The organism is Brevibacterium litoralis (genome assembly GCF_040212315.1).
GTDB lineage: Bacteria > Actinomycetota > Actinomycetes > Actinomycetales > Brevibacteriaceae > Brevibacterium > Brevibacterium litoralis.
This window is the reverse complement of record NZ_JBDIUY010000032.1, coordinates 1-17,747: the sequence shown is the minus strand read 5'-3', so window position 1 is coordinate 17,747 and position 17,747 is coordinate 1. Positions and strand designations below refer to the sequence as shown.

Annotated in this window: 17 protein-coding genes and 1 tRNA gene; 12 read left to right on the top strand and 6 right to left on the bottom strand. The window is 69.5% G+C overall.

Translation table 11 applies throughout. The features are described from left to right. Positions 1 to 84: 84 nt before the first annotated feature. A complete protein-coding gene (locus AAD496_RS11240; RefSeq protein WP_349828835.1) occupies positions 85 to 1,359 on the bottom strand; it encodes a PucR family transcriptional regulator in 1,275 nt (424 codons plus the stop codon). Between the two features lie 173 nt (positions 1,360 to 1,532). Further along, the gene (aceE, locus tag AAD496_RS11235) at positions 1,533 to 4,295 is read right to left on the bottom strand and encodes a pyruvate dehydrogenase (acetyl-transferring), homodimeric type (protein ID WP_349828833.1); all 2,763 of its coding nucleotides are present in this window, start codon (positions 4,293 to 4,295) and stop codon (positions 1,533 to 1,535) included. A 314-nt stretch (positions 4,296 to 4,609) separates the two neighbouring features. On the opposite strand from aceE, the gene AAD496_RS11230 reads away from it, so the two are divergent. From AAD496_RS11230 to AAD496_RS11200, 7 genes are all read left to right on the top strand, one after another. Further along, positions 4,610 to 5,032, top strand: coding sequence for a DUF3052 domain-containing protein (locus AAD496_RS11230; protein ID WP_349828831.1), 423 nt, complete (start codon positions 4,610 to 4,612; stop codon positions 5,030 to 5,032). Continuing rightward, positions 5,032 to 5,550, top strand: coding sequence for a redoxin domain-containing protein (locus AAD496_RS11225; protein WP_349828830.1), 519 nt, complete (start codon positions 5,032 to 5,034; stop codon positions 5,548 to 5,550). Before AAD496_RS11230 ends, AAD496_RS11225 begins: the two co-directional genes overlap by 1 nt. A gap of 27 nt (positions 5,551 to 5,577) precedes the next feature. Then, on the top strand, positions 5,578 to 5,985 hold the full coding sequence (locus AAD496_RS11220) for an HIT family protein (RefSeq protein WP_349828828.1): 408 nt from the start codon (positions 5,578 to 5,580) through the stop codon (positions 5,983 to 5,985). 179 nt (positions 5,986 to 6,164) lie between these two features. Continuing rightward, positions 6,165 to 6,830, top strand: coding sequence for a SipW-dependent-type signal peptide-containing protein (locus tag AAD496_RS11215; protein ID WP_349828827.1), 666 nt, complete (start codon positions 6,165 to 6,167; stop codon positions 6,828 to 6,830). Then, a complete protein-coding gene (locus AAD496_RS11210; RefSeq protein WP_349828825.1) occupies positions 6,814 to 7,440 on the top strand; it encodes a SipW-dependent-type signal peptide-containing protein in 627 nt (208 codons plus the stop codon). Before AAD496_RS11215 ends, AAD496_RS11210 begins: the two co-directional genes overlap by 17 nt. Positions 7,441 to 7,477: 37 nt before the next feature. Further along, entirely contained in the window at positions 7,478 to 9,025 is a 1,548-nt protein-coding gene (locus AAD496_RS11205) for a signal peptidase I (protein ID WP_349828824.1), read from the top strand. Beyond that, on the top strand, positions 9,022 to 9,609 hold the full coding sequence (locus tag AAD496_RS11200; protein WP_349828823.1) for a hypothetical protein: 588 nt from the start codon (positions 9,022 to 9,024) through the stop codon (positions 9,607 to 9,609). The genes AAD496_RS11205 and AAD496_RS11200 overlap by 4 nt, the downstream gene beginning before the upstream one ends. A gap of 181 nt (positions 9,610 to 9,790) precedes the next feature. On the opposite strand, the gene AAD496_RS11195 is transcribed toward AAD496_RS11200, so the two are convergent. Continuing rightward, a tRNA-Pro gene (locus AAD496_RS11195) sits at positions 9,791 to 9,867 on the bottom strand. Positions 9,868 to 10,088: 221 nt separating this feature from the next. Here AAD496_RS11195 and AAD496_RS11190 point away from each other — a divergent pair. The 4 genes from AAD496_RS11190 to AAD496_RS11175 all read left to right on the top strand — a co-directional run bounded on the left by AAD496_RS11190 (position 10,089) and on the right by AAD496_RS11175 (position 14,036). Continuing rightward, the gene (locus AAD496_RS11190; protein ID WP_349828822.1) at positions 10,089 to 10,643 is read left to right on the top strand and encodes a TetR family transcriptional regulator; all 555 of its coding nucleotides are present in this window, start codon (positions 10,089 to 10,091) and stop codon (positions 10,641 to 10,643) included. A 230-nt stretch (positions 10,644 to 10,873) separates the two neighbouring features. Continuing rightward, on the top strand, positions 10,874 to 12,583 hold the full coding sequence (locus AAD496_RS11185) for a carbon starvation CstA family protein (protein WP_349828821.1): 1,710 nt from the start codon (positions 10,874 to 10,876) through the stop codon (positions 12,581 to 12,583). Positions 12,584 to 12,591: 8 nt separating this feature from the next. Next, a complete protein-coding gene (locus tag AAD496_RS14890; RefSeq protein WP_433913761.1) occupies positions 12,592 to 12,972 on the top strand; it encodes a cory-CC-star protein in 381 nt (126 codons plus the stop codon). Continuing rightward, positions 12,972 to 14,036 (top strand): ArsA family ATPase, encoded by a 1,065-nt coding sequence (locus AAD496_RS11175; protein WP_349828820.1) that lies wholly within the window; start codon positions 12,972 to 12,974, stop codon positions 14,034 to 14,036. Before AAD496_RS14890 ends, AAD496_RS11175 begins: the two co-directional genes overlap by 1 nt. 75 nt (positions 14,037 to 14,111) lie before the next feature. On the opposite strand, the gene AAD496_RS11170 is transcribed toward AAD496_RS11175, so the two are convergent. The 3 genes from AAD496_RS11170 to AAD496_RS11160 form a co-directional block, all read right to left on the bottom strand. Continuing rightward, positions 14,112 to 15,281 carry a GNAT family N-acetyltransferase gene (locus AAD496_RS11170; RefSeq protein ID WP_349828818.1) on the bottom strand — a complete coding sequence of 390 codons (1,170 nt, stop codon included), beginning with the start codon at positions 15,279 to 15,281 and terminating at the stop codon, positions 14,112 to 14,114. Between the two features lie 164 nt (positions 15,282 to 15,445). Beyond that, on the bottom strand, positions 15,446 to 15,688 hold the full coding sequence (locus AAD496_RS11165; protein WP_349828816.1) for a hypothetical protein: 243 nt from the start codon (positions 15,686 to 15,688) through the stop codon (positions 15,446 to 15,448). 86 nt (positions 15,689 to 15,774) lie between these two features. Beyond that, positions 15,775 to 16,806: a GlxA family transcriptional regulator gene (locus AAD496_RS11160; RefSeq protein ID WP_349828815.1), complete on the bottom strand. Its 1,032-nt coding sequence runs from the start codon at positions 16,804 to 16,806 to the stop codon at positions 15,775 to 15,777. A gap of 99 nt (positions 16,807 to 16,905) precedes the next feature. Between AAD496_RS11160 and AAD496_RS11155 the strand changes: the two genes are divergently transcribed. Next, positions 16,906 to 17,607, top strand: coding sequence for an isochorismatase family protein (locus AAD496_RS11155; protein WP_349828814.1), 702 nt, complete (start codon positions 16,906 to 16,908; stop codon positions 17,605 to 17,607). Positions 17,608 to 17,747: the final 140 nt, after the last annotated feature.

Genomic DNA, 17,747 nt, shown 5'->3' with positions numbered 1-17,747 from the left:
GTCGGTGAGCGGTGTCTTCGAGAACTCCTCGTGCGTGCGCCCGTGGACCCGTACGCAGTGAGAAACCTACGACAGAAGCGCGCCTCAGGGGGAGGATTTGTGCGACACGGACAACTGCCCTGCCTCGGACAGTCGTCCGTACACCAAGGCGATCCGGACCTCGAAGCCACTGCGTGCCCGGGTCGGGTCGGCCCCGACGAGCTCGGTGATCTTCTTGAGCCGGTAGCGCACGGTGTTCGGGTGGACCTCCAGGGACTTGGCGGTCGACTCCAGGGACCCCCCGAACTCCAGGTAGGCGGAGACGGTGTCGAGCAACTGGCCGGACCCGGCCGACAGCGGCTCGTAGTACCGGGCGACGAGGGTGCGGACCGCCTCGGTGTCACCGGCGATCGCACGTTCGGGCAACAGGCTGTCGGCGTGGACGGGGCGCGGGGTCACCGGCCGGGCGATCGAGGTACGCAGCGCCCAGATCGCCGCGCGGGCGGACCCGGCGGCCTCGGCCAGCGAGGACACCGGCGGACCGATGACGACCTCGGACGGGCCGAAGTGGTGGGACAAGGAGTTCGCGGCGGCGTCGATGTCCTCGGTGCCGCCGAGGACGACGAGCAGGCGGTCCTCGTGGATCCCGACGAGGGCGTCCTCCGCCCACTTGCGGGCCGAGCGACGGATCTCCTCGGTGCTGCGGTTCGCATTGCGCCGGGGGGCGCTGCCGACGAGCACGTGCACCTCGCGGTCGGAGCGCCAGCCGATCGCCGCGGCCCGCCCGGCGAGGTCCTCGACGGAGTCCCCGCGGACGAGGGCGTCGACGACCATGGCCTCCAGGCGGGCGTCCCAGGAACCGCGGGCCTCGGCGGCCTTGGCGTAGACGTCGGCGGCGGCGAAGGCGATCTCGCGGGAGAAGACGAGCACGGCCTCCCGCAGTTCCGCCTGGTCGTCCGGGCGGGAGAGATCGGTGACGCGTTCCTCGACGACCTGCACGACGACGCGCAGGAGCTGCAGGGTCTGCTGGAGGGAGACGGAGCGGACGAGCTCCCGCGGTGCGGTGTTGAAGATCTCCGTGACGACCCGCAGGGGCGTCTTCGGGTCCTTGTACCAGTCGATGAACGACGAGATGCCGGAGTTCGCCAACAGTGCCACCCAGCCGCGGTCCCCTGAGTTCATCTGCCGGAACCACGGCAGCTGGGCCTCCAGGCGCTGCAGGGTGAGCTTCGAGAGCATCGCCTGCCCGGCCTTCAGGCGGCGGCCCGTCTCCGCCCGGGCCTGGGGGCCGTGGGCGCCACCGGAGCCGGCGCCGGGGGTGGGGCCCGTTCCGGTGGAGCGGGTGCCCTTTGTCGCAGAGGGGGTGCTCGATGTCGGCATGGTGCCAACCCTAGTGGTCGTGACCGCCGATGTTTGTGAGTTGCGGACAATGCGTGTCGTGGAACCGCACACATGCCCGGACGACCGCGCCCGAGGTGCTCTGGACTCCCCATCGGGAGTGCAGAGCACCTCGGGCGCGGACCGGTGATCTCGTCACCGCACGGGGAACGGCCTCAGGCGGCGCCGCCCTCCAGGGAGCCCGAGGTACCCGCACGTGGGTCGTCGAGCTGGTACTTCTTCGCGGCCTGCTCGGCGAGCGCAGGGTCGACGACGCCCAGGTCGCCCAGCGAGATGAGCGTCTGGACGACGACCGAGGCCGCGTCGACGAGGAAGTACCGGCGGGCGGCCGGACGGGTGTCCGAGATCGCGTAGCCGTCGGCACCGAGCGAGGTGAAGTGGCCGGGCACGTACTGACGGATCGAGTCCGGCACGGTCCGGGTCCAGTCGCTCGTGGCGATGACCGGGCCCTGCGTGTCCGCGAGCTTCTGCGTGATGAAGGGCACGCGCGCCGGGGTCGCCGGGTCGAGCAGGCGGTCGTCGTCGCACTTGAGGCCCTCGCGGCGGAGTTCTTCCCAGCTGGTGACCGACCACACGTCGGCGCTCACGCCCCAGTCCTCGGCGAGCATCTGCTGGGCGTCGAGGATCCACGGGACACCGACACCGGAGGCCAGCAGCTGCGCCTTGGGCGCGCTCTCGCCGAGTGCCGGTCCGTCCTGCAGCTTGTAGATGCCCTTGAGGACACCCTCGACGTCGAGACCCTCGGGCTCCGGCGGCTGGACCATCGGCTCGTTGTACATCGTGATGTAGTAGCTGACGTCCGGATCGCGCGGATCCTCCGGGTCGTACATCCGGTGCAGGCCGTCGCGCACGATGTGCGCGATCTCGTAGGCGTAGGCCGGGTCGTAGCTCACGATCGACGGGTAGGTCGAGGCGAGCACGTGGGAGTGGCCGTCGCCGTGCTGCAGGCCCTCGGCGATGAGCGTCGTGCGGCCGGCGGTCGCACCGAGGATGAACCCGCGGGCCATCTGGTCACCGGCGGCCCAGAAGGCGTCGCCGGTCCGCTGGAACCCGAACATCGAGTAGAAGATGTAGAACGGGATCATGGGCTCGCCGTGGGTGGCGTAGGAGGTCGCGGCGGCCGTCCAGGCGGCGGTGGAGCCCGCCTCGTTGATGCCCATGTGGAGGAGCTGGCCGTCCGTCGCCTCCTTGTAGGCGAGGAACAGGTCGCGGTCGACGGAGATGTAGTTCTGCCCGTGCGGGTTGTAGATCTTGGCCGTCGGGAAGAACGAGTCCATGCCGAAGGTGCGCGCCTCGTCCGGGATGATCGGCACGATCCGCTTGCCGAACTCCTTGTCGCGCATCATGTCCTTGAGGATGCGGACGAAGGCCATCGTCGTGGCGATCTTCTGCTTGCCCGAACCCTTCTTCCCGATCTGGAAGTCCTTGTCGTCGGGCAGCTTCAAGTCGACGTACGTGGAGCGACGCTCGGGGCTGTACCCGCCGAGAGCGGCGCGGCGCTCCTGCAGGTACTTGATCTCCGGGGCGTCGACGCCGGGGTGGTAGTAGGGCGGCGTCTTGGGGTTGGCCTCGAGCTCCTCGTCGGAGATCGGGATCTGGAAGTGGTCGCGGGCCAGCTTGAGGTCCTCGACGCCCAGCTTCTTCATCTGGTGGGTGGCGTTGCGGGCCTCGAAGGTGGGGCCGAGCGAGTAGCCCTTGACCGTCTTCACGAGGATCGCGGTCGGCTGGCCGTTGTGCTCCATGGCCTTCTTGTAGGCCGCGTACACCTTGCGGTAGTCGTGGCCACCGCGCTTGAGCTGCCAGATCTGCTCGTCGGAGTAGTCCTCGACGAGGGCCTTGGTCCGCGGGTCGCGGCCGAAGAAGTTGTCGCGGACGAAGCCGCCGTCCTCGCCCTTGTAGGTCTGGTAGTCGCCGTCGGGCGTCTCGTTCATGAGGTTGACGAGCGCGCCATCGCGGTCCTTCTGCAGCAGGGCGTCCCACTCGCGGCCCCACACGACCTTGATGACGTTCCAGCCGGCACCGCGGAAGAAGGCCTCGAGCTCCTGGATGATCTTGCCGTTGCCGCGGACCGGTCCGTCCAGACGCTGCAGGTTGCAGTTGATGACGAAAGTGAGGTTGTCGAGCTCCTCGTTCGCCGCGTACTGGAGCATGCCGCGGCTCTCCGGCTCGTCCATCTCGCCGTCACCGAGGAAGGCCCAGGTGTGCTGCTGCGAGGTGTCCTTGATGCCGCGGTTGTGCAGGTACTTGTCGAATTGCGCCTGCGCGATCGCGTTCATGGGGCCCAGGCCCATGGAGACCGTGGGGTGCTCCCAGAAGTCGGGCTGGTGGCGCGGGTGCGGGTAGGAGGGTAGGCCGAAGGGCTTGCCGTCCACGTGGTGCGACTGCATCTGGCGGAAGCCGTCGAGCTGCTGCTCGGACAGGCGACCCTCCAGGTAGGCGCGGGCGTACATGCCGGGGGAGGCATGGCCCTGGTAGAACACGTGGTCACCGCCGCCGGGGTGGTCCTTGCCGCGGAAGAAGTGGTTGAGGCCGACCTCGTAGAGGGTCGCGGCCGAGGCGTAGGTGGAGATGTGTCCGCCCACCTCGACGCCGGGGCGCTGGGCGCGGTGCACCATGACGGCGGCATTCCAGCGCAGCCACCGGCGGTACCGGCGCTCGGTCTCCTCGTCACCGGGGAACCACGGCTCGTCCTCCGGGGAGATCGTGTTGACGTAGTCCGTGGTGGTGAGGGACGGGACGCCGACGTTCTGCTGTCTGGCACGTTCGAGCAGGCGGAGCATGACGTAACGCGCACGGTGACGGCCGCCGCCGTCGACGAGCTGGTCGAGGGAGTCGATCCATTCCTGGGTCTCCTCCGGGTCGATGTCCGGGACCTGGGCGGGGAGGCCGTTGAGAATCGGTCCGCGTGAGTTGTCCACTGTTTCGGTCCTCTCGATGCGACGACGCTGCATCCGTCGTCTGGGACAGGGGGCACCCAGGCGTCCGCCCACGTGAGTCCGCGGGTGGGGATGGGTGCCCGATCGGGGGTCCGTCTCAGCCTAGGACACCGCGCGCGTTCCGGGACACTTCGTTCGTGTGGTTCATGTCGTTCGTGTGGCTCATGTCTCCGTGTGCCGGTCGACGGCACACGGGTGGGGTCGGGCATGTGAGATGCGCCGTGATCCGCGCGGACACGCCCGAGACGGTGGGTGTGCATTTGCCCGTAGTGCCGTGTGACGTGAACAATAGGACCATGAGCACAACTCCTTCGGAAAGGACTCTGCACGCCACGAACTCCCTGGGGATCGAACCCGGGGCGTACGTACAGGAGATCGGATACGACGACGACGTCGATTTCGCGCTCCGTGACGCGATCGCCGAGTCGACCGGTGAGGAGATGGCCGACGAGGACGAGGACGACGTCTTCGACGTGGTCGTCATGTGGTGGCGCAGCGACGACCCGGACCTCACGGATGCCCTCGTCGACGCGCAGACCACCCTCAAGCAGGGCGGCGAGGTGTGGCTGCTCACCCCGAAGGCCGGCCGTGACGGCCACATCAGCCCGGCCGACATCTCACAGTCCGCACCGACCGCCGGCATGCACGTGACCCGCACCGTGCCCGCCGCCGAGGACTGGGCCGGGTTCCGGCTCGTCGGCAAGAAGAACTTCTCCTGATGACGGCGGCCGAGGCGCCCCGCCCGGGCGGCTCCCCGCCGGGGGTGGGTGACCCCGCCCCCGGGTTCGATCTCGTCTCCCGCCACGGTGAGCAGCTGGACCTGTCCGAGGTCGTCGCCCGCGCCGTCGAGGCGCACGGGCCCACCGCGCGGGTGCTGATCGTCTTCTACCCCTACGCCTTCTCGCCGGTCTGCTCCGCTGAGATGGACGCACTCACGGCCCTCGCCCCGCGGTTCCGGGCCGCCGGGATCCTCCCGGTGGGGATCTCGACGGATCCCTCCTATGCGCTCGACGCCTGGGCCGCGCAGGCCGGGATCGGGATCGACCTCCTCTCGGACTTCTGGCCGCACGGCGCGGCCGCCCGCGCATACGGGGTGTTCGACCCCTCCCGGGGCACCGCGATCCGGGGTACGTTCCTGGTGGACGCTGATTCCCGCGTGGTCGACGTCCTCATGGCCGGGGCCGGTTCGGCCCGGGATTTCACCCGCTTCCTCCCGCCCGGCACCGACCTCCCCTGACCCACCTCGCATGACGGAGCAGACACCGTGACCACTCTCTTCACCAAGATCATCGACGGCGAGATCCCCGGCACCTTCGTGTACGAGGACGAGCGCGTCGTCGCCTTCCTCGACGTCCTGCCGCTCACCGACGGCCACGTGATGGTCGTGCCCCGCGAGGAGATCTCGCACTGGATCGACATGCCCGAGGACCTCACCGACCACGTGATGGCGGTGGCCCAGAAGATCGGGAAGGCGCAGAAGGCGAGCTTCGACTGCGACCGGATCGGCGTGATGATCCAGGGCTACGAGGTGCCCCACGTCCACGTGCACGTGTGGCCGACGAACAGCATCAAGGACTTCTCGAACTCCGCCCGGCCGGCCGAGATGGTGCCCGGTGAGGAACTCGAGGTCCACGCCGCGAAGATCCGGGAGGCTCTCGCCGCTTTCGGATGAGGGCGCGCGATGGAGACAGGTCGCGCGGAGAGCCCGTCAAGTACCACCAGGGTGAGGGCCGGGGTGAAGAACCTCGAGATTGTCGTTCCGTGGATTTTTCATGTGAAGTGCTTTACCACTGGTGTCGGATGTGTAGTCACGGCCCACACCGGGCCACCGTCCGAACCCGGTGGATTCCCATGTCCGCTTCGCCCCGTACCGGCCTGAAGTCCCGTCGTGTCCGCGCACTGTTGGCCGGGGGTCTCGTCCTCGGCGTCGGTGGCACCGTCGTCCTCGCCGCCTGGACCGACTCCGAATTCGCCGAGGCGACCTTCACCGCAGGCTCCTTCAACCTCGAGGGTTCCGATGACGGGACGACCTACGCGGATCAGGACACCGTCGACAACGCTCTCGGTCTCACCTTCACCGACGACCTCGGCGGGGCGGACCTGGTCGGCAACATGGCCCCGGACGACGTCGTGTATGCCTCCTACTTCCTCCGGTTGGCCGCCTACTTCCTCCGGTTGGCCGCCGGTACCACTGTCGACGCCGAGGTCACTCCGGTCGGTATCACCGGGACGGACCCGCTGACCACGAACTCCGATGCGATCTCCTGGTCGCTGATCGAGGTCACCGCCGGTTCCTGTGAAGCGGGGACGGCAACCGGGAATCCCGTTGCCTCGGGTACCGACCTCACGGCAGCGACCTTCACCGCCGAAGGTGTCCTGAGCCTCACCGCAGGAGCGGACGGGGCTGCCGGTGCCCCGGTCGAGCTCTGCTTCACGGCGACCGCCGGGCCCGAGGGAACCTTCGAACAGGGACTGGCGACCGACGCCACCTGGCAGTTCGATGCGGTCTCCCTCTGATCGTAGCCACCGGTCACTCCGTTCCCTCCGTCTGCGCGCACTGCTGGCCGGTGGTCTCGTCCTCGGCCTCGGCGGCACGCTGACCCTCGCCTCCTGGACCGACGAGGAGTACTCCGGCGCGGAGTTCACCGCATCGACATTCGCCCTCGTGAGTCGGGCACTGGATGACACCACGTCCCCGGAGTTCGTCCCGCACGACAGCGTGGGAGGTGCCGCCGTCATGCGATTCGACCAGAGCCCCCACACCATGTCTCCGGGAAGTCAACACATGGGGCGGGTCGAAATCGCGTTGAGTGCTGATTCGACCGTGGGCGGCACGGTCGACCTCACCGGCATCGACAACACGAACCCGGAAATGGCGGGGTACATGGAGTACCGCGCCGTCTCCGTCGGGCCGGGAGTGTCGTGCGCGAGCGCGACGTATCCCTCCACCTGGACGTCCGCGACGAGTGACCAGGCCCCGTTCACACCTTTTGCGGTGACCGTCGGGGACCCGCTGGCGACCTATACCCGTGTCTGCACCCAGGTGCGACTGGTGACGGGTGCGCCCTCGTCTCTCCAGGGACAGTCGAACACCCTCACGTGGATCTTCACCGGGACCTCGGACTGACCTGGGGTGGACCGATACTGACCGAGGAGGTGGAGGAATGATCCGGAAGATCGGGGATGCGGCGCTCACCCTGCTCGCGGGCGGGGGAGTGCTGTGCATCGTGCTGCTCATCGCCTCGGTGTTCCTCGACGTCACCCTCCTCATGTTCCGCACCGGGTCGATGGAACCGACGATCTCCACCGGCGACGTCGCTATCGCCCGGCAGGTGCCGGCGAGCGAGGTGTCCGTCGGCGACGTCGTGTCCGTCGAACGTCCCGGCGCTCTACCGGTGACCCACCGTGTCATCGAGGTCGATGGGGCACCTGACGGCTCCCCGGCCGGTGCCGTCGAGATCGTCATGCAGGGCGATGCGAACCAGAGTCCTGATCCCTACCCCTATGTCGTCACCGAGGTGGACCGGGTGCTGTTCTCGGTGCCCTGGGTGGCGCGCCTGGTCGCCGCCTTCGGCAACCCCTGGGTGCTCGGTGGCATCACGCTCGCCATGGCGGCTCTCGTCACCTGGGCCTTCTGGCCGAAGGACCCGGACCACCCGGAACGGCGCGCCGAGGACGGCGAGTCCGAGAGCGAGAACGCGGAGAACTCGGACGGCGAGAACGCTGACGAGGAGGCCACGGAGGAAGCGGGTAGCGGGCCGGGGCAGGGCACCTCGGCAGCGGTGAACGCGGTGGTGGTCCCGGCGGTGGCACTGCCGGTGGTCACTGCACTCCTGGTGCTCGGTCCGGGAGCGGTGACGCCCGCAGCGGCCTTCGCGCCGGAGCGATTCTCGGACCTTCCGCCTGAACACGTGACTTTCGTGTCCGGTGATCATCTGGAAATCGTGTCGATCGGGGACCCCGAGGCGCGGGACGGTCTCGTCGCCGCGGCACCGGTCGCCTGGCAGGTCGGAGTCACGACCGATGTCGGATCGGTGGGCGGCAGCGGTGAGGTCGGAGGAGAACTCGACACGCGCCTCGCGCTCGACGCTCCGTCGAACGGGACGCGCGCCATGTCGCTGCGCGTCTCCGTCGACGTGTGCGACGAGCGTTGGGTGGACGGCATTTGCCTCGGCGGTGGCCGTCCGGTGACCGACGGGACCGTTCTGGAGCCGGGGACCGACAAGGCACTGGAGGCCGGGCTCGATCCCTTCGCCGAGCACTGGTATCGCGTCGAGGTGACCTTGCCGGCAGCTCACGGCCCACAGGCCGGAGGAGAGGCGAGATTGCGTCTGCACGCCTCGGCGCTCGGGGAGGAGGTCGGGACGGGCACGCCACCGGAACCGACGGAGGAACCGAGTACGCCCGGGGACGAGCCGAGTGAGGATCCCTCTCCATCCGGGCCCGGAACGCCCTCGGACGACGACACGAGGGGCACCGGGGACGCGACGGACGATGCGACCGGTGACAGTACGGGCGACGGATCCGCGGACGACGGCGGTGCCGACGACGGCGACGCGTCGGATGGCGACCCGACCGACACCCGTGCGGACGACCGGCTGCCGATGACGGGTGGGGACGTGTTCACCGTCCTCGGTCCGGGAATCGGTGCCGTACTCCTCGGGTTGGTGCTGGCCGGCGGCGCCCGCTGGTGGACGAGCGGGACCCGATGAAACGCCTCACCCGTTCCGTCCTCGCCGGGGTCTGCGCCCTCGGTGTCGTCGCCGGCGCCACCGGCCTGTCCGCCGCCCGCGTCACGGACGCCACCTGGGCCGACGAGGAGTACAGCGCCGGTGGCTTCCACGTCGGCGTGGTCCCGGCTCCGACACTCGTGTGCGAAGAGGTGGACGGAGGGGTCGCACAGTACGACGACGTCGAGATCTCATGGGCGGATCCACCTGTGATCCCGGGGTCCACCACCCGGGCCGGGACGTTGACGCCCCAGGTGTACACCTATCTGGAAACCGAACCGATGCGACTCGTCACCCTCGTCGAACTCCTCCGCAACGGGGGCCAGCCGCCGATCGAGGAACAAGGGGAGATGTCGTACTCGACCCCTGACGGGGATCAGATGGTGCATGTCGAACGTGGTCTGTTTGGCGGAGGCGCGACCAGTCGGACCGGCTACGTCGAGGTGATCGCGCGGTACACAGCACCGGACGGGACGGTCTGGACGTCGGAGCCCGCCGCCTACACCTTCAGGATCAATCGCGGTGAATCGGCGCGGTGCGTGGGTGAGGGCTATCCCGAGTCCTGAGGAGTTGCGGTCGTGAGTCGCCCAACCGGCTCCGGTGACCGGTGATGGTGGCCGCCCGGTCGTGTGCGCGGTCGGTGGCTGATCGGTCGGCTCGATGTGCCGCTGCGCTCGCACTCGATCATTACGGCTCCGGGGGATGCGAGAAGCCCCGGCATCGTGTCGATGCCGGGGCTTCTGGAGTTGGTCGGGATAGCGGGATTTGAACCCACGACCTCCTCGTCCCGAACGAGGCGCGCTACCAACCTGCGCCATATCCCGTGATTCTGTTGTCGTCGTCGCGCTGACCTTCCGTCTCCGTCCGGCCGCTCGCGGCGACAGGAAATATACAACCACGTTCGCGGGTGGGGGTGCAAACCGAGAACCCCCGAAACCGTGGTTTCGTGAGCGGTATCACGGAAATAGGACGATGACCTGCGGAAACGTTCCGATGTGTGTTCCCGTGCCCGTTCCCGACCGGCCTGCGTCCTATGCTGTGCCACATGCCTCCTGCCACCCGAGCTCCGCTCGACGTCGCCGTCATCACCGACGCCGCCGTTCGTATCCTCGGGGAGTTCGGGCTCGGCGACCTGTCCATGCGCAGGCTCGCACGCGAGCTCGACGTGCGCCCCTCGGCCCTCTACTGGCACGTGGCGAGCAAGCAGGAACTCCTGGGTCTCGTCGGCGACCGCCTCATCGCCGAGGTCGACGCCCGTTGTCCGGCGGTAGCCGGCACCCACGGGCACAATCCGGCGGCAGCCGGCACCGATCCCCGCGTCGTCTGTCTCGCCCTGCGCGACGTGCTCCTCGGCCACCGCGACGGGGCGGAGATCCTGCTGCTCGCCCGTGCCCTCCACGGTTCCCGGGTCCGGCCGGCCGCACTCGGTCACCTGCCGGAGGACGTCGCGGCCAACCTCATGTCCTTTGTGCTCGGTCACGTCCAGATCGAGCAGACCCGCGCGGCGCTCGGTGCGGAAAGCGGTGTGGAAGGCGATGCCGCGGGAGATGTGCCCGGCGACTTCCTCGCCGGCATCACCGCTCTCCTCGGGCACGACTGAACCCGTTCCGTGACCTGATCGTGCCCGGCCGAATGTGTCCAGGGGAACATTCCGGGAGTACACTGTGAGTCCTCGCACAGAATCCCCGGGGGATCGTGGGTCGGGAACCCGGTTTCTCGTCCCGCGTGTGCCGACACGGACGTCGGCCCCGGCACCGTGGCCGGACGATCGCCACCGGGGGAGAGTGCCCCTCGTACTCGACCGGCACCTTGTCGAAAGGACGACCCGGGATGAATTCTCTCCTTCTCCTCATCATCGGACTGGCCATCTTGGCCTTCGGGTACCTGGTGTACTCGAAGTTCCTGTCCGGCCGTGTCTTCCGGCTGGACCCGGCCCATCGGACCCCGGCGCACGAATTCGAGGACGGCGTGGACTACATGCCGACCAACAAGTTCGTCCTCTGGGGTCACCACTTCACCTCCGTCGCCGGAGCCGCCCCGATCGTCGGTCCCGCCGTGGCCGTCATCTGGGGCTGGGTGCCGGCCTTCTTGTGGGTCACGCTCGGCACCGTCTTCTTCGCCGGCATGCACGATTTCGGCGCCCTCTGGGCCTCGCAGCGCAACAAGGGCAAGTCGATGGGGTCGCTCGCCGAGCGCTACATCGGCAAGCGGGGGTCGTACCTGTTCCTCGTCGTCATGTTCGTGCTCCTCGTCATGGTGATCGGCGCCTTCGCCGTCGTCATCAAGAACCTGCTCATCGGCACGCCCACGGCGGTCATCCCGGCCTGGGGTGCGATCCCGGTCGCGGTCCTCGTCGGCCTGGCGGTGTACAAGCTCAAGTGGAACCTCGGCCTCGTCACCGTGCTCGGCGTCGTGGCCCTCTACGCCCTCATCCTCATCGGTGACGCGAACCCGATCGTGATCCCGGAGTCGGGGATTCTGGGCATGGCCCCGGGCACCTTCTGGATCGTCACCCTGCTCGTCTACAGCACGATCGCCTCGCTGCTGCCGGTGTGGGTGCTGCTGCAGCCGCGTGACTACATCAACGGTGTGCAGCTCTTCGTCGGTCTCATCATCCTCTTCGTGTCGATCGCGATCGCCCACCCGCAGATCGTGGCCCCGGCATGGAACTCCACGCCTCCGGAGGCGACGCCCTCGCTCGTGCCGCTGCTGTTCGTCACGATCGCCTGTGGTGCGATCTCCGGCTTCCACGGCATGGTGTCCTCGGGTACGACCTCCAAGCAGCTCGACAAGGAACCGGACGCCCGGTTCGTCGGTTACTTCGGCTCCGTCGGCGAGGGTCTCCTGGCACTCGGCACCATCATCTCCGTGACCGCCGGTTTCCGGACGCTCGCCGAGTGGGAGTCCGTTTACCAGGCCTTCAACGACGGTGGCGTGAACGCCTTCATCGAGGGCGGTGGCGCACTCGTCAACTCCGGCCTGGGTCTGCCCGTCGGGCTGGCCTCGACGGTGCTCGCGACCATGGCCGTGTTGTTCGCCGCGACGACCCTCGACACCGCCTTCCGCCTGTTCCGCTTCGTCATCCAGGAGGTCGGCGAGACCGTCAACGTCCGGGTCAACAAGTGGGTGGCGACCGTCATCGTCGTCGTCCTGTCCTGCGCCCTCATCTTCAGCCAGGGCGTGGACGGCTCCGGTGGTCTGGCGATCTGGCCGCTGTTCGGTACCTCGAACCAGCTGCTCGCCTCGCTCACACTCGGCATCCTCGCGGTCATGCTCATCCGACTCAAGCGGAACCCGTGGCCGGCCCTGGTGCCGCTGGCACTCGTGTTCACCATGTCGTTCTGGGCGGCGATCGACCAGCTCGGATCGCTCGCCACGGCCGGTGACTGGACGTTGCTCATCATCGACATCGTCATCATCGTCGCGAGCGTCTGGGTGGCCATCGAGGCCTTCGTCGCCATGGCGCGTGCCCGCAACGACGACTCCGGCGACGAGAACTTCCCGGAGTCCCTGCCGCGCCGGGACGACGCGAAGGTCTGACGCCCACGGTGACGCACGATTCCTCCGACCCGCGCGCGGTTCCCGATCCCGGGGACCGCGCGCGGTCGTCCGCCCATCCGTCGGGTCCGGCGGGCAGCCAGGGGCAGGGCGCCTCGGCGGCGCTGACGCGGTTCGTCGAGGGACTGCGCGCCTTCGGCGCCGGCCTCGACGAGTTCTACCGGGCACCCTATCGCCGGACCTTCGCGCGGGCCGTGCGCGAGGAGGACGACGAGTTCCTCCTCGTCGTCCTCGGCGAGGCGCTCGGCGTCCCCGACCCTGCCGCCTACTGGTCCGTCGAACTCCTGCCCTTCGTCTACGAGGACTTCCACGCCTGGCACACCCGCATGGGCATGGACCGTTCGCCCCTGAGCCACATGGGATGTTGCTGATGCCCGACCCCGGAACCACGCTCGCCGACCGCCGCCTCGTCTTCTTCGGGGGCAAGGGCGGCGTCGGCAAGACGACGCTCGCCTCGGCCTTCGCGCTCGGGCGGGCCCGCACGGGTGCCCGTGTCCTCGTCGTGTCGACGGACCCGGCGCACAATCTGGGCCACCTCTGGGACCGCCGGGTCGGCGACACCCCGGTCCGGCTGGCCACCCGCCCCGCTCCCGAGGCGCCCCGCACTCCGGAGACCACCGAACCGGAGACCACTTCACCGGAGACCACTGAACCGGTGACCGTTCCGGGATCGGTCGACGGGGTCGAACTCGATCCCCGGAGCACGGTGGACCGTCACCTGGCCGGGGTCGAGGCGACGATGTACCGGGTCCTGCCCGAACGTCTGCGGGACAAGGCCCGGGCCCATCTGGAGACCGCCCGGGACGCACCGGGTACCCACGAGGCCGCCGTGCTCGAACGGATGGCCGAGGTGGCCGGCTGGTCGGCCGGGCCGGACCCCGCCTACGATCTCGTCGTCTTCGACACCGCACCGACCGGGCACACGGTCCGCCTGCTGTCCCTGCCGACGACGATGACGCGGTGGACGGATGACCTCATCGACAACCGGGAACGGGCCGACCGGTTCGCCCAGGCCCTCCAGGGTGTCGCGGGGGAGAGCGGGACGGACCGGGCACGGGCCCGGCGCGCCGACGAACTCACCTCGATCCTCCGGGCCCGGCGGGAGCGGTTCGCCGTCCTCCGGGATGCGCTCACGGACCCGGCGCGTGCCGGATTCGTCGTCGTGACGACGCCCGAGAGGATGCCGGTGACGGAGTCGCTCGACCTCGCTCGGGACCTCCGGGGCCTGGACGTCGACCTCGCCGGGGTGGTCGTCAATCGACTGTCACCCCAGGACGCCGGACCCGTGCTGGCCGCCCGTCGCAGCCGAGAGGACACACAGGTCGAACGCCTGCGGGCAGGCCTGGACGGCACGCCCGTGTGGACCGTCGGTCTCGACGAGTCCGAGGTGGTCAGCGAGGCGGGACTGGCCCGCCTCGCCGACCACCTCGACTGAGCGGGGCCCCGGGCCCGGGAGTGCCGGGTCCTCGGACTCAGCCGGTGGGGTGCCGGGGATGGGGCGGCGTGGAACTCAGCCGAGTGCGGTGATCAGGGCCGGTTCGTCGGCCAGTGCCGCCTCCCCGGCCGCGGTGAGCACGACCGTGGAGCCCTCGACGGCCAGGAGGCCCGCCTCCTGGAGCCGCACCCGGGTGTCACGGACGCCGGGCGTCGTGTTCTCGCGGTTGTTCTTGCCGCCGGCGGCGATGTCGGTGGGGATGTGGGCGGCGATGTCCTGCACGTGTGCGGGCTTGAGCCACCCGGCAGCGGTGAGCGCGAGAGGCTCCCGTGCGGCCCGGAGGAAGTACCGGATCCCGGCGAGTTCGTCCGGGTCGATGGTGGTGTCGATCGCGGTGTCGGACCCGGCAGGCGTCGACTCGGTGTCAGTGGCCGTGGGGGAGGGCGCCTCGGCGGCATCTTCGGTCGGGGCGAGGGTCCGTTCGATCTGGGCGAAGAGGCTCTCGCGTTCCTCGCCGGTGAGGAGGACGTCGTAGAAGAGGCACGGCGCCTCGGTGTCGTGGGCGGACCCTGTGTCGTGGGCGGACCGGGTGCCCGCGCCCTCGGTGTCCATCCAGCGGAAACCGGTGGCCCGGGCGAAGTCGCCGTTCGCGGCCGTACCGGTGGCGAGCACCGTGGCGTACCCGGCGGCGATCCCGAGAGTGCGGGCCGTGGCGACGAGCGCGGACCCGATGCCGCGGCGGCGCGCCTCCGGGACGACGGTGAGGGCGTCGATGCCGAGATGGGTGACCATGCGGTCGATCTCGTCGGACATGGCGTCGGGGGTGACGATGAGGTCCTCGGCGGACTGGAGGCCGGGGGAGATCTGCATGGCCGCGACCGGGGTCTTCCCGTCGACGGCGAGGAGGACCGTCGTGAGGGCGCGGTCGACGCAGTCGAGGAGTTCCATGGGCGGACGGCCCGCCTCGGCGACGAGGACGGACTCGACGGCGTCGCTCACCACTCCGCGGCGGTTGCGGGTGAGCGCGGCGCGGAACCCGGCCTGATGGTGTCGGAAGGACAGGATGCCGAGCCAGTCCGCCTGGGTGAGCACTTCGCCGGTGCCGTCGTCGGGCAGGAGTTCGGCGAGCACCGCGGCGTCGGCGGGGGTGGCCAGCCGGATGCGGACACCGGGGACCTCGGTCCGCACGGTGCGGGTGAGCAGCTTGGCGATCTGGGCATGTGTCTTGTCGGGTAGTGAACGCACGAGGGGTGATTCTCACATCCCGGAACGTGCCGGACGCACGGATCCCCGGCGCGCCGCGCGAATCGTGATGCATCTCGCGCAGGTGCCGGGGACCGGGAAGAGGTGCCGGGGGTCGTGGGTCCTGAGACGGCGTCCCGTGGTCGGGGCCCGGGCGCCCGATGGGATCAGGCGGCCGCGGTGCCCGGTGTCACCGGGGTGGTCGGGCGGACCATCCGGGCCGTGCCGGAGAGCTTGGGGATCTCGTCGGCGGCCATCCGGATCGCGCCGACGACGGCGATGAGGAAGGCGAACGCCTCGATGATGAGGGCGAGTTCGACGAACCCGATCCCCGTCGCCCCGAGGAACAGGACGAGGAAGGCCGCGAACGTAAGCGCGCCCGAGATTGCGAAGATCCGTGAACCGGTCATCGTCGACCACCTCCGTGTGATGTGTGCCACTTTCCGTTGGGGAACCACGGTACGCCCGTTCACGTCGAATTCACCTGGGAATCGGGTCACGTCTCGATAACGCGAGGGTCGGGGGTGCCGTGCGAGAAACGCGCCCGGTACGCGGAGGGGGAGAGACCGACCGCGGTCCGGAACCGGGTCCGGAACGTCGGGGTGGAGCCGAACCCGACCGTGCGGGCGATCCGTTCGACCGGTTCCGCAGTGGTCTCCAGGAGTTCCCGGGCGCGGGCGATGCGTGCGTGGGTGATCCACCGGTGGAGTGTCGTGCCGGACTCCTGACCGAAGCGTCGGACCAGGGTCCGTTCGGCCATGTGGAGCATCCGCGCGAGTTCCGCCGCGGTCCACGGGTGTGCCAGGTCGTCCTCGACGATCCCGGCCACGGGACCGACCACCCCGGTCTCCGGTGCGGGGGCGACGGGACGGTCGATGAACTGGGCCTGGCCGCCGTCCCGGTGCGGGCCTGCGACGACGGCCCGGGCGACGTGGGTGGCGGTCCCGCCACCGTGGAGCTCACGCACGAGCGCCAGACACAGGTCGATCCCGGCAGCCACACCGGCGGCGGTCCACACCCGTCCGTCCTGGACGAAGAGGGGTTCCGGGTCGACCTCGGTGTCCGGGTGTCGACGTGCGAGTTCGCCGCACAGGTCCCAGTGCGTCGTCGCCCGCCTGCCCCGCAACAGTCCGGCCCTGCCGAGGACGAACGCGCCGCCGCACAGGGAGGCGATGTGGGCCCCGGCCGCATGGGCCGCGCGGAGAGCGGCGAGCACGGACGCGGGAACGGACTCCCCGCGATCGTGGGTACCGGGGACGAGGACGAGATCCGCGGTGGCGGCCCGGGCGGTGGGTGCGGCGGGGCGGAGGACGGTGTCGGTGTCTATGTCGGTGTCGGCGGAGGAGCCCGGCGTGGTCGAGGCGCCCGTGGAGAGGTGCACCGGACCGTCACCGCAGACGACGAGCGGGGCAACGAGCGCGCCCGGAGACGAGGCGTGGTCCTGCCAGACCTCCCGGGCGACCGCCACGTCGAACTGACGTGCCCCGTCGAAGACGAGGAGAGCCACGTCCACGGTTCCGTCCGTCATGTGCACTCGTCCTTCATGGAACCAGTATGGCGGGAATCGATCGCTCGGTGTCGTTCCGGCCACTGTCGGTCCGTGGGCATCCGACGGAGCATGGAGGACATGACCACTCCACCGAATCCTCCCTCCCGTCCCTCGCATCCACACGCAGTGCTCACCGGCACGCGCCCCGACGGCCATCCCGTTCTCGCACCCGAGGCGGTCCTCGTCCTCATCGACGTCCAGGACGGCTTCGACTCCCCGCACTGGGGCCACCGTGTCCGTCCGGAGGCCGAGGAACGGATGGCGGAACTCGCCCGGGCCTGGGTCGCACACGGCCGGCGGATCGTCGTCGTCCGGCACGACTCCGAGGAGCCGGACTCGCCCCTGAGACCCGGGACCCCGGGCAACGCGCTGCGCGGGTTCCTCCGGGACGTCGATCCCGCGCTCCTCGTCTCGAAATCGGTGAACTCCTCCTTCCACGGCACCCCCGACCTCGATGCCTGGCTGCGGGAGCAGGGGTCGCCCCAGATCGTCCTCGCCGGGCTGTCGACGAACCACTGTGTCGAGACGACCGCACGGGTGGGTGGGAACCTCGGACACGACGTCCTCGTCGCTCTCGACGCGACGGCCTCCTTCGGGGTCACCCCGGCGGTGCCCGCGGGCCTGGAGGACCACTTCGCCGGTGGGATGAGGGGCGAGGACCTCATGCGGGCCACGGCCGTGAACCTCGTGTCGGCCGGTTTCGCCCGGGTCACGTCGACCGCGGCGCTGCTCGCACAGTTGCTCGGCGCTGCTCGCCCGGATGACGGGGTGAGGAAGTAGCAGGGCAGCACACGGGTCCGCCCCGGTCGCACGGAATGTGCGACCGGGGCGGACCCGTGTGGTGCTGCGTTGTGGAGCGCTCGGGCGCCGGAAGGATCAGACGCTCGACGCCTCGGACATTCGTGCCGATCAGGCGCCGG

Coding starts and splice junctions, on each gene's coding strand:
- AAD496_RS11160 (WP_349828815.1), bottom strand. CDS start 16,806: ATGACGGACGGAACCGTGGACGTGGCTCTCCTCGTCTTCGACGGGGCA.
- AAD496_RS11230 (WP_349828831.1), top strand. CDS start 4,610: ATGAGCACAACTCCTTCGGAAAGGACTCTGCACGCCACGAACTCCCTG.
- AAD496_RS11225 (WP_349828830.1), top strand. CDS start 5,032: ATGACGGCGGCCGAGGCGCCCCGCCCGGGCGGCTCCCCGCCGGGGGTG.
- AAD496_RS11205 (WP_349828824.1), top strand. CDS start 7,478: ATGATCCGGAAGATCGGGGATGCGGCGCTCACCCTGCTCGCGGGCGGG.
- AAD496_RS11165 (WP_349828816.1), bottom strand. CDS start 15,688: ATGACCGGTTCACGGATCTTCGCAATCTCGGGCGCGCTTACGTTCGCG.
- AAD496_RS11175 (WP_349828820.1), top strand. CDS start 12,972: ATGCCCGACCCCGGAACCACGCTCGCCGACCGCCGCCTCGTCTTCTTC.
- AAD496_RS11185 (WP_349828821.1), top strand. CDS start 10,874: ATGAATTCTCTCCTTCTCCTCATCATCGGACTGGCCATCTTGGCCTTC.
- AAD496_RS11210 (WP_349828825.1), top strand. CDS start 6,814: ATGCGGTCTCCCTCTGATCGTAGCCACCGGTCACTCCGTTCCCTCCGT.
- AAD496_RS11215 (WP_349828827.1), top strand. CDS start 6,165: ATGTCCGCTTCGCCCCGTACCGGCCTGAAGTCCCGTCGTGTCCGCGCA.
- AAD496_RS11155 (WP_349828814.1), top strand. CDS start 16,906: ATGACCACTCCACCGAATCCTCCCTCCCGTCCCTCGCATCCACACGCA.
- AAD496_RS11190 (WP_349828822.1), top strand. CDS start 10,089: ATGCCTCCTGCCACCCGAGCTCCGCTCGACGTCGCCGTCATCACCGAC.
- AAD496_RS11240 (WP_349828835.1), bottom strand. CDS start 1,359: ATGCCGACATCGAGCACCCCCTCTGCGACAAAGGGCACCCGCTCCACC.
- AAD496_RS11200 (WP_349828823.1), top strand. CDS start 9,022: ATGAAACGCCTCACCCGTTCCGTCCTCGCCGGGGTCTGCGCCCTCGGT.